An 11,146-nucleotide genomic window follows, 5' to 3' on the forward strand; every position below is an offset into this window, starting at 1 on the left:
ATTGGGTCGCGTTGTACGCAGCAGAAAGCCCCTTGGAGCCTAACAAGTTTGTAGTCTTTCGAATGGCCCTGCTGTTTCGTTGAGCACCCGTGGCAATGCTTGCTGAGGTGGATAAAGCCAGAGGATGCCTAGGGTTGACAGGCCAGGGCAGATATGATAATCTCTCTATTATGCACAACAGTGTGCTTAAGGGAGATGCATGGGTCTGAATGTGATGGAGGTGTCAATATGGTCCGGGAAGCTATCAACCTGGAATGTGGCGAGTGCAAGAATCGCAATTACAGGACGATGAAGAACAAGAGAAATACTCCCGACCGGCTGGTGCTGAAAAAGTATTGCAAGTTCTGCCGGAAGCACACCGAGCACAAGGAAACCCGGTAACAGGGCTCGGTAATTCGACGGAGGGATAAGCCATGGCAACTGCACCGAAAACTAACGAGGGTGCCTGGAACCGGGTGAGACGGTTCTTCCGGGAAGTAAGGGGCGAGGTACGCAAAGTCGTCTGGCCGAATCGCCAAGAGTTGCTGAAGTTCACGGGAGTGGTGATCTTCACCGTAGTTCTCGTGGCGATCTTCATCGGTGTGTCTGATCTTGTAATTGCGCAGATTTTACAGTTACTACGAACCTTGGGGGGGTAAGGAGACAAGTGGGTCTCCGTCCGCATGGTTAGCGGTAAACAGTGGTATGTGATCCACACATATTCGGGATACGAAAACAAGGTGAAGACAAATCTCGAGCGACGCGTTGAGTCCATGGGTATGGGAGACCAGATTTTTCGGGTTCTTGTGCCCACCGAAGAGCAGTTAGATTTCAAAGATGGCAAGAAGCGAGTCGTCGAGAAAAAGATCTTCCCCGGGTACGTACTAGTCGAGATGATCATGACTGATGATTCTTGGTATGTGGTACGGAATACACCTGGGGTGACCGGATTTGTCGGCTCCGGTTCGAGACCCGTGCCCCTTAAGGATGAGGAAGTGGAAGCCATACTCAAACAAGTGGGTATGGGCGAGAAGCAACGGAAGGTTGCGTACGAAGTTGGACAACGGGTCAAAGTAATAGATGGGCCCTTCGTGAACTTCTCCGGCAGGGTGGAAGAAGTGAATCTGGAGAAGGGCAAGTTGCGGGTGGCTGTCTCGATGTTTGGTCGGGAGACACCCGTAGAGTTGAACTTTGACCAGGTCCAGAAGCTCTAGATTTGTTGTGTAGGGGGTGGAATGGTGGCTAAGAAACTGGCAGCGGTTGTCAAGCTTCAGGTTCCTGCGGGTAAAGCGACTCCTGCTCCGCCGGTGGGTCCTGCGTTGGGCCAACACGGTGTGAACATCATGGAGTTTTGTAAGAGCTTTAACGCCCGGACTGCGGATCAGGCAGGGATGATCATTCCTGTAGTGATCAGTATCTATGAGGATAGGTCCTTTACCTTTATCACGAAGACACCGCCTGCAGCTGTATTGCTGAAGAAGGCCGCAGGTATTGAGAAAGGTTCAGGCACGCCACAGAACTTGGATGCTGCCACGGTGACCATGGCTCAGGTCCGGGAGATCGCGGAGCTTAAGATGCCAGACTTGAACGCAGCTGATATTGATGCGGCCATCAAGATCGTGGCAGGGACGGCCCGCAGCATGGGAATCAAAGTGGTTGGTTAGTGAGCCAAGATTTGTGGGAGAAAGGTAACTTTCGCTATCACCACAAGGGAGGAAGAAAAGTGCCAAAACGTGGTAAGAAGTATGTTGAAGCAGCAAAGCAAGTGGACAGAACAAAGCTCTATCGGCCCGACGAGGCTATTGCCCTGATTAAACGGATCAGCACCGCAAAGTTTGACGAGACCGTAGACTTGGCTCTTGAACTAGGCGTGGATCCCCGTCATGCGGATCAGCAAGTCCGTGGTACAGTGGTTTTGCCCCACGGTACCGGTCGACAGGTGCGGGTGGCGGTCTTTGCGAAGGGCGAAAAGGCGAAAGAAGCTGAGAACGCCGGTGCGGACATCGTTGGTGCTGAGGATTTGGCCCAGCAGGTGGAAGCAGGCAACATGAACTTCGATGTGGCCATTGCCACACCGGACATGATGGGGATTGTAGGTAAACTGGGTCGGATCCTAGGACCGCGTGGTTTGATGCCTAATCCCAAGGCGGGAACGGTGACCATGGACATTGCCCGGGCGGTGCAGGAATTCAAGGCTGGAAAAGTGGAATACCGGGTAACTAGGGCCGGTACCATGCACGTGGCGATCGGCAAGGTTTCCTTCGAGGACGAGAAACTGGTGGAAAACTTTAAGACCTTGATTACTGCAGTTGTGCGGGCGAAACCGGCAGCTGCGAAGGGGACCTATCTGAAGAAGGTTGTAATGTCCTCCACCATGGGCCCAGGGGTAAAGATCGATCCCCATGTGGTGCTCGCAGAGTTCGTAGAGAGATAGTGATAGTGAGCTAAGAGAGCAACAAAAATCGGATAGATGGTTTATGCCACAGACAGCAGGTGCCAGTACTTGGCTTAAAGTGAATGCCTGCCGAGGCTGATTAGTCGAGAAGATGCAAAGCGGGATCTGTCTGTGGTGATCGCGCTTTTTTTGTTGCCCGATTATAGTCAAGGGGGGTGACCTGATGGCAAGGGCAGAGAAAGTCGCCGTGGTACAGGAGTTGAGGGAGAAGTTTGAACGGGCGAGCAGTGTAGTCCTAACGGACTACCGGGGCTTGACTGTGGCTGAGGTGACCGAGTTGCGTCGCCAGCTCCGTGGTGCCGGGGTAGAGTATAGGGTGGCTAAGAATACCTTGACCCGGCTGGCCGCGAAGGATGCCGCGGTGGAGGGGCTCGACGGGTATTTGGCTGGTCCAACGGCCTTGGCCTTTTCCTACGAGGACCCTGTGGCCGCAGCGAGGATCTTGACCGAATTTGCCAGGGAACACGCAAACCTCGAGATCAAGGCCGGGGTCGTGGAAGGTAAGGTGGTTGACCAAGCCGGAGTTGAGGCGCTGGCGAAGCTACCGTCCCGCGAAGTGTTGCTGGCTCAGGTGGCATATGGATTTATGTCCCCGGTAACCGGATTTGTTACCGCGCTCAGCGGAATTATCCGCGGATTGGCATATGCACTGGAAGCAGTGCGACAGCAGAAAGCCGATGCGGCTAGCTAATGAATTTCAAAGGAGGAATCTGTGAAATGACTAAAGAGGATATCCTGACGGCTATTGAAAATATGACTGTTCTTGAATTGGCAGAGTTGGTAAAGGCGATCGAGGAGAAGTTTGGTGTAAGCGCTGCTGCTCCCATGGCTGTGGCGGCTGTGCCTGGTGTTCCTGCGGCTGCTGAGGCTGCGGCGGAAGAGAAGACCGAATTTGATGTGATTCTCACCAGCGCCGGCGATAAGAAGATCCAAGTGATCAAGGTTGTCCGCGAGCTCACCGGTCTGGGCCTGAAGGAAGCCAAGGCTCTAGTGGACGAGGCTCCGAAACCCATTAAGGAAGGCGTCTCCAAGGAAGAAGCCGAGGACATTAAGGCCAAGATCGAGGAAGTTGGCGGCCAGGTGGAGCTGAAGTAGTACAGAAGAACAAGAAAAGAGGGAGGGCTTGTTCAAAACCCTCCCTTTTTTTTGCGACCTATCAAGAGGAACTGGCACAAAAGGCAAGCAGAGGATATTTCTTGCACTCCTGGTCTCAAAAAGGCGACAAATATCCGGTTGACATTCCACAATCCTCTATGGTATCATTCTAAAGTGTTATCTGATTTCCGGGGCTCGTTGCGCCCTTTTTTGGGAGATTGCAGTACATGTGCAACCACTCATATATAATTACTTCTTCGATGAGACCGTTTTTCCTGCAAGGTGCTTTAGTTTTTTTTCGATAAACCTGGCAATGACTGGCGAACAAGTCGGGGTTTCCCAAGGTGTCAAAAGTATAGAGTTGCTATCAAGCGGAAATTCTACATGCTGGTGGGTTTTCGCTTTTTGTTCTGGAGGAATCTGGTGAACCTGGGACTGGTGTGATGTTGGTCCGCCTTTGTGAGAGGTATATATCACTGGGAAGCGAGGGTGATTTGACATGGCTGTAGAGATCAAGTTTGGAGACACGACCCGGCGTTCCTTTGGCAAGATTGAAGAGATTCTGGACATGCCAAATCTCATCGAGATTCAGCGCAAGTCCTACGAGTGGTTCTTGGAAGAGGGACTGGTGGAGATGTTTGCGGACATCTCACCCATTCAGGACTTCACGGGGAATCTGGTGCTTGAGTTTGTGGACTACGAATTGGGGGAACCCAAGTATAGCGTTGAGGAGTGCAAGGAAAGGGACGCTACCTACTCCGCTTCCATGCGTGCACGTGTGCGGCTGATCAACAAGGAGACCGGTGAAATCAAAGAGCAAGAAGTGTTTATGGGGGATTTCCCCCTGATGACCGAAAAGGGTACCTTCATTATTAATGGAGCCGAACGGGTGATTGTAAGCCAGCTGGTGCGTTCTCCCGGAGTGTATTTCAACCAAGAACAGGACACTTCGGGTAAATATTTATATACCGGCAGTATCATTCCCAATCGGGGAGCATGGCTTGAGTTTGAGACAGACAAAAACGACGTGATCTACGTTCGTATCGACCGGACGCGAAAATTGCCCGCCACCGTATTGCTGCGGGCCGCTGGTTTCGGTTCCAACGCAAAGATTCTCGAACTGTTCGACAATGATATATACATCCGCAATACTATCGAGAGGGATAACACCGAGACCCAAGAAGAGGCCCTCGTAGAGATCTACAAACGGTTGCGCCCCGGTGAGCCACCCACCCCGGAGAGTGCCCTTTCGTTGTTTGAAACGTTATTCTATGAGCCCAAACGTTATGATTTGGCCGCGGTGGGCCGGTACAAGGTTAACAAGAAGCTTTGTTTGGGAGAGCGGATTCTGGGCCAACGCTTGGCCCAGGACGTGGTGGACCGGCGTAGCGGAGAGGTCGTGGTGAAGGCGGGGATCAAAGTTACCCGGGACATTCTGGAACAGCTGAACAGTGCGGATATATCCCATGTCTATATCACCGGAGTTGACGGGGAGCAAGTGAAAGTCATTCCCAATTCTCCAGATATTGAGGAGCGGACCATCACTCCTTCAGATATCGTGGCCACTGTGAACTATATCGTCTGTTTGATGCACGGTATTGGTCAGATCGACGATATCGACCATTTGGGTAACCGCCGACTGAAATCGGTGGGTGAGCTGCTCCAAAACCAGTTCCGCATTGGCCTTTCCCGGATGGAACGGGTGGTCCGGGAACGGATGACGATTCAGGACGCGGAAGTGGTGACACCCCAGGCTCTCATCAATATTCGGCCTGTGGTGGCCGCGGTGAAGGAATTCTTCGGCAGTAGCCAGCTTAGCCAATTCATGGATCAAACTAACCCGCTAACGGAGCTGACCCACAAGCGCCGCCTCAGTGCCCTGGGGCCGGGAGGTCTCAGCCGTGACCGGGCTGGTTTCGAAGTGCGTGACGTACACCATTCCCACTACGGACGCATTTGTCCCATTGAGACCCCGGAAGGACCCAATATTGGTCTGATCAACTCTCTGTGTACCTACGCCCGGGTGAACGACTTCGGGTTCATTGAAACCCCCTACCGGCGGGTGGAAAATGGTCGGGTTACGGATCAGATCGAGTATTTGACCGCTGATGAAGAGGATAAATACGTGATTGCCCAGGCCAATGAGCCCCTAGACGATAATGGTTACCTCGTAAACGAGCGTATGACCGTCCGTTACAAAGACCAGATCATCGTGGTACCCCGGGAAGAGGTGGACTACATTGACGTTTCACCCAAGCAATTGGTCAGTGTGGCCACGGCCCTGATTCCCTTCCTGGAGAACGACGACCCCAGCCGTGCCCTGATGGGATCTAACATGCAGCGCCAGGCTGTCCCTCTTTTGCGGCCCGAGTCACCCCTGGTGGGGACCGGGATGGAATACAAGGCGGCGGTGGATTCGGGTGTAGTGCTTTTGGCCAAGCACAGCGGAACGGTCAGACGGGTGACCGCTGCGGAGATCGTCATCGAAACGGATACGGGAGCCGTAGACCGGTACAAGCTTCAGAAGTTTGAACGGTCGAACCAAGGTACCTGCATCAACCAACGACCCTTGGTGCAGAAGGGGCAGCGGGTGGAAAAGGGTCAAGTGATCGCGGATGGGCCTTCCACCGAGCAGGGCGAGCTGGCATTGGGTCGGAACGTCCTGGTGGCCTTCGTTCCCTGGGAAGGATATAACTACGAAGACGCGATCCTACTGAGCGAGAAATTAGTAAAAGAAGATGTTTTTACTTCTATCCATATTGAAGAATATGAATGTCAAGCCCGGGATACCAAGCTGGGTCCCGAAGAGATCACCCGGGACATCCCGAACGTGGGGGACGATGTGCTCAAGGATCTGGATGATCGGGGAATCATCCGGATCGGTGCCGAAGTACGCCCTGATGATATTTTGGTGGGGAAAGTGACCCCCAAGGGAGAGACGGAGCTTACAGCGGAAGAACGCTTGCTACGGGCGATCTTCGGTGAAAAGGCCCGGGAAGTGCGGGATACGTCCCTGCGCGTGCCCCATGGCGAAGGGGGCGTCGTAGTGGATGTGAAGGTGTTTTCCAGAGATAACGATGATGAGCTGGCTCCGGGAGTCAATCGTCTGGTCCGGGTGTATATTGCCCAGAAGCGCAAGATCTCCGAGGGAGATAAGATGGCTGGACGCCACGGGAACAAGGGTGTCGTAGCCAGGATCCTGCCGGAGGAAGACATGCCCTTCCTGCCCGACGGTACACCGGTGGAGATTGTGTTGAACCCCTTAGGCGTGCCCTCCCGGATGAACGTGGGTCAGATTCTGGAGACCCACTTGGGAATGGCGGCCAAGGTCCTGGGTATCAAGATGGCTACGCCCGTCTTTGACGGTGCATCGGAGAATGAAGTATTGGCCTGTCTGGAAGAAGCGGGTCTATCCGGCGACGGCAAGACCATCCTGTATGATGGTCGGACTGGCGAGCCCTTTGATTCGCCCGTAACGGTAGGGTATATCTATATGATGAAACTGGCCCACCTGGTGGACGACAAGATCCATGCCCGTTCTACGGGGCCCTATTCCCTGGTGACCCAACAGCCCTTGGGCGGCAAGGCTCAGTTCGGTGGCCAGCGGTTTGGAGAGATGGAAGTCTGGGCCTTGGAGGCGTATGGCGCCGCTTACACCCTGCAGGAACTGTTGACGGTGAAATCCGACGACGTGACAGGCCGGGTGAAGACTTACGAAGCCATTGTCAAAGGGGAGAACATTCCCGAGCCGGGAGTACCGGAATCCTTCAAGGTACTCATCAAGGAGTTGCAGAGTCTGTGCTTGGATGTGCGGGTCCTTTCGGAAGAGGCCGAGGAAATCGAGATCAAGGAAGACGAGGATATTGGCGAAATGGCACGAGAATTGGGACTCGATCTGCATGAGCTGGAAGACCTCGGAGAGGACGGATACCAAGAGGATGTGGTGGAAGACTCTGAAGAAGAGGAAGAGGAAGAAAACGAGGATCTGTTGTCCCTCTTCGATGATGATGAGGAATAGACGCAGGATCGCCACCAAGACCTGTAGGTATGTCTGGGGCCCAGGCCCCGACGGTAGAATTTGTGCCAGCCTTATTTACGTTGCTTAGGGGGGGACTTACCCGTGCTGGATGTTAACAACTTCGATCGGATCCGGATTTCTATCGCTTCACCGGAGCAAATTCGTCAATGGTCCAACGGAGAAGTCAAAAAACCGGAGACCATCAATTACCGGACCTTGAAACCGGAGAAGGAAGGTCTGTTCTGCGAAAAGATTTTTGGACCCACCCGGGACTGGGAGTGCCATTGCGGGAAGTACAAGCGGGTGCGGTATAAGGGTATAGTCTGTGATCGTTGTGGTGTAGAAGTAACCAGGAACAAGGTCCGTCGGGAACGGATGGGGCATATTGAGCTGGCGGCGCCCGTTTCCCACATCTGGTACTTCAAGGGAATTCCTAGCCGGATGGGTCTGCTGCTGGACATGTCGCCCCGGGCTTTGGAGAAGGTGCTCTACTTCGCTGCCTATGTAGTTATCGATCCCGGTGAGACTTCTCTAGCCCCGAAGCAGCTGCTAAGCGAAAGTGAGTACAAGGAATATGCCAGCAAGTATCCCAATGGTTTCCGCGCCGGTATGGGTGCTGAGGCCATCAAGGAACTATTAACAAAGATCGATCTGGAGCAATTGGCTGGCGAACTTCGCAAGGAGATCAAAGAAAGCACTGGACAGCGCAGAGTCCGGGCGATCCGACGCTTAGAGGTGACCGAGGCCTTCCGGCGCTCCGGTAACCGACCGGAATGGATGATTCTGGAGGTAATCCCCGTCATTCCTCCGGATTTGCGGCCTATGGTTCAGTTGGAGGGCGGGCGGTTTGCCACGTCAGATCTCAATGATCTCTACCGCCGAGTAATAAATAGGAATAATCGTCTAAAGCGTCTATTGGAACTGGGTGCACCGGATATCATCGTGCGTAACGAAAAACGGATGCTCCAGGAGGCGGTGGATGCCCTTATCGACAACGGCCGCCGGGGGCGTCCAGTGACGGGACCAGGCAATCGGCCGCTGAAATCTCTAAGCGATATGCTAAAGGGAAAACAGGGGCGTTTTCGGCAAAACTTGCTTGGTAAGCGCGTCGACTATTCCGGCCGTTCTGTGATTGTAGTAGGACCGGAACTGAAAATGCACCAGTGTGGTTTGCCTAAGGAAATGGCCCTGGAGCTCTTTAAGCCCTTCGTTATGAAGCGGCTGGTGGATCAGGGCTATGCCCATAACATCAAGAGCGCCAAACGCATGGTGGAACGGGTCCGCGGTGAAGTCTGGGACGTATTGGAGGAGGTCATCAAGGAACATCCGGTACTACTCAACCGTGCTCCTACTCTACACCGACTGGGAATTCAGGCCTTTGAGCCGGTGCTAGTAGAGGGCCGGGCCATCCAGATTCACCCCTTGGTCTGTTCTGCGTACAACGCGGACTTTGACGGCGACCAGATGGCGGTGCACGTACCCCTATCTGCGGAGGCCCAGGCCGAGGCCCGACTCCTTATGCTGGCCAGTCACAACTTGCTTCTCCCGGCCAGTGGTCGTCCCGTGGCCACACCGACCCAGGACATGGTGATCGGTTGCTACTATCTCACCCAGGTCCGTCCCGGGGTCAAGGGTGAAGGCAGAGCCTTCTGCTCTCCGGAGGAGCTGCTCATGGCCTACGATAGCAAGGAGGTGGCCTTGCACGCCGTAGTAAAGGTGCGTATTAACGGGGAAATGGTGGAGACCACCGCAGGGCGGGTGATCTTCAACGACATCCTGCCCGAAGACATGCGCTTCTACGACCGGGTGGTAGACCGGGGTGAGTTGGGCCGTCTGGTCGACCGGTTGTACCGGCGCTATGGCAGCACCACAACCGCCGAGGTACTAGACCGGATTAAGGAGACCGGCTTCCACTATGCTACCAAGTCCGGTACCACCATCAGTGTGGTAGACTTGCAAGTACCTCCCGCCAAGATAGACATTTTGCAGAAGGCTACCTCCGAGGTGGAGTTGGTGGAAGAGCAGCATAGGATGGGACTGCTGACCAACGAGGAGCGCTACCAGCGGGTGGTGGACATCTGGACCCGGGCCAAGGACGAAGTTACCAGTGCCATGATCGGCAACTTCGACAAATTCAACCCGGTTTACATGATCGCCATCTCAGGAGCCCGGGGTAACGTCTCCCAGCTCAGTCAGCTCGCGGGGATGCGCGGCCTGGTGGCGGACCCCACCGGTCGGACCATCGAGGTACCCATCACCTCCAATTACCGGGAGGGACTGTCGGTAATCGAGTACTTCATTTCCACCCACGGTACCCGGAAAGGTCTGGCGGACACCGCACTGCGTACCGCAGACTCCGGCTATCTCACCAGGCGTTTGGTGGACGTGAGCCAGGATGTGATCGTTCGGGAGGAAGACTGTGGTACGGACGCGGGAATCTCCGTCAGCGCCATCGTGGATGAGAGCCCCGATGGTTCCGTGGACGTGGTAGAACCCTTGCGGGAGCGGATTATTGGCCGGGTGGCCGCAGAAAACGTGATTGATCCGCGAAGCGGGGAAGTCATCGTCCCTGTGGGACGGCTCATTGATGAGGAGTTGGCCACCCTGGTGGAGGATGCGGGGATCGAAAAAGTCGCTATACGGTCAGTTCTCACCTGCCGGACCAGACACGGTGTTTGTGCCCGTTGCTACGGGCGGAACCTGGCCACCGGTGATATGGTGGAGGTCGGGGAAGCGGTGGGAATCATTGCCGCCCAGTCCATTGGTGAACCGGGTACGCAGTTGACCATGCGCACCTTCCATACGGGAGGTGTCGCGGGAGAGGATATTACCTCGGGTCTGCCCCGGGTGGAGGAACTCTTCGAAGCCAGGAAGCCCAAGGGTCAGGCCATCATGTCCGAGGTCGCCGGTACCATCAAGATCACCGAGACTAAGGGTGCCCGGAAGGTCATCGTAGTCACCGATGACGGGGAGGAAAAGAGCCATACCATTCCCTACGGCGCCCGGTTGAAGGTGCGGGATGGCCAACGGATTGAAGCCGGTGACCAGCTAACAGAAGGTCCCTTGAACCCCCATGACATCCTTCGGATCAAGGGAATTGAAGCAGTTTACATGTACCTGCTCAATGAGGTCCAGGATGTCTACCGGTCCCAGGGTGTGGATATCAACGACAAGCACATTGAAGTCATCATTCGGCAGATGCTGCGTAAGGTCAAGGTGGAAAAGTCCGGTGACACGGATCTGTTACCGGGCAGCCTGGTGGATGTGTTCGAGTTCGAAGAGGAGAATGCCCGGGTTACTGCCGAGGGGGGCGAACCCGCCACGGCCAAGCCCACCCTGTTGGGTATTACGAAGGCTTCGTTGGCGACCGAAAGTTTCCTGTCGGCGGCCTCCTTCCAGGAGACTACCCGGGTACTGACCGATGCAGCCCTGAAGGGTAAAGAAGATCGTCTGGTAGGGTTGAAAGAAAACGTGATCATTGGTAAGCTAATCCCTGCGGGTACTGGCATGTCCCGGTACCGCAATATCCGGGTCTATCCCGCAGAGGACTTGCGTACCACGGAACCTGACAGCACAGAGGTCGCGGCGTCTGCTTCCAG

Annotated in this window: 9 protein-coding genes and 1 other annotated feature; all 9 genes read left to right on the forward strand. The window is 54.7% G+C overall.

Annotated elements, in window-relative coordinates:
• The first annotated feature begins 228 nt into the window (after window positions 1–228).
• Window positions 229–381, forward strand: coding sequence for a 50S ribosomal protein L33 (rpmG, locus tag GXX57_04125; GenBank protein ID HHV43840.1), 153 nt, complete (start codon window positions 229–231; stop codon window positions 379–381).
• Between the two features lie 32 nt (window positions 382–413).
• Window positions 414–638 (forward strand): preprotein translocase subunit SecE, encoded by a 225-nt coding sequence (gene secE, locus GXX57_04130; GenBank protein HHV43841.1) that lies wholly within the window; start codon window positions 414–416, stop codon window positions 636–638.
• 24 nt (window positions 639–662) lie between these two features.
• Window positions 663–1,193, forward strand: coding sequence for a transcription termination/antitermination protein NusG (gene nusG / locus GXX57_04135; protein ID HHV43842.1), 531 nt, complete (start codon window positions 663–665; stop codon window positions 1,191–1,193).
• A gap of 24 nt (window positions 1,194–1,217) precedes the next feature.
• Window positions 1,218–1,643 carry a 50S ribosomal protein L11 gene (gene rplK, locus GXX57_04140; GenBank protein ID HHV43843.1) on the forward strand — a complete coding sequence of 142 codons (426 nt, stop codon included), beginning with the start codon at window positions 1,218–1,220 and terminating at the stop codon, window positions 1,641–1,643.
• Between the two features lie 59 nt (window positions 1,644–1,702).
• Window positions 1,703–2,413, forward strand: a complete 711-nt coding sequence (gene rplA / locus GXX57_04145; GenBank protein ID HHV43844.1) for a 50S ribosomal protein L1 — start codon at window positions 1,703–1,705, stop codon at window positions 2,411–2,413.
• A gap of 28 nt (window positions 2,414–2,441) precedes the next feature.
• Window positions 2,442–2,574 (forward strand) — a sequence feature (ribosomal protein L10 leader region).
• A 23-nt stretch (window positions 2,575–2,597) separates the two neighbouring features.
• Window positions 2,598–3,125, forward strand: coding sequence for a 50S ribosomal protein L10 (locus GXX57_04150; GenBank protein HHV43845.1), 528 nt, complete (start codon window positions 2,598–2,600; stop codon window positions 3,123–3,125).
• A 26-nt stretch (window positions 3,126–3,151) separates the two neighbouring features.
• Window positions 3,152–3,529 carry a 50S ribosomal protein L7/L12 gene (rplL, locus tag GXX57_04155; protein HHV43846.1) on the forward strand — a complete coding sequence of 126 codons (378 nt, stop codon included), beginning with the start codon at window positions 3,152–3,154 and terminating at the stop codon, window positions 3,527–3,529.
• Window positions 3,530–4,028: 499 nt separating this feature from the next.
• Window positions 4,029–7,547, forward strand: coding sequence for a DNA-directed RNA polymerase subunit beta (rpoB, locus tag GXX57_04160; GenBank protein HHV43847.1), 3,519 nt, complete (start codon window positions 4,029–4,031; stop codon window positions 7,545–7,547).
• Between the two features lie 102 nt (window positions 7,548–7,649).
• Window positions 7,650–11,146 (forward strand): DNA-directed RNA polymerase subunit beta' (gene rpoC, locus GXX57_04165; GenBank protein ID HHV43848.1); only part of this gene is annotated, 3,497 nt, incomplete at its 3' end.

The organism is Bacillota bacterium (genome assembly GCA_012839765.1).
Lineage (GTDB): Bacteria > Bacillota > Limnochordia > DUMW01 > DUMW01 > DUMW01.

Excerpts from the sequence above, each read along its gene's own strand:
- rpmG (HHV43840.1), top strand. The coding sequence starts at position 229 with ATGGTCCGGGAAGCTATCAACCTGGAATGTGGCGAGTGCAAGAATCGC.
- secE (HHV43841.1), top strand. The coding sequence starts at position 414 with ATGGCAACTGCACCGAAAACTAACGAGGGTGCCTGGAACCGGGTGAGA.
- nusG (HHV43842.1), top strand. The coding sequence starts at position 663 with ATGGTTAGCGGTAAACAGTGGTATGTGATCCACACATATTCGGGATAC.
- GXX57_04150 (HHV43845.1), top strand. The coding sequence starts at position 2,598 with ATGGCAAGGGCAGAGAAAGTCGCCGTGGTACAGGAGTTGAGGGAGAAG.
- rplL (HHV43846.1), top strand. The coding sequence starts at position 3,152 with ATGACTAAAGAGGATATCCTGACGGCTATTGAAAATATGACTGTTCTT.
- rpoB (HHV43847.1), top strand. The coding sequence starts at position 4,029 with ATGGCTGTAGAGATCAAGTTTGGAGACACGACCCGGCGTTCCTTTGGC.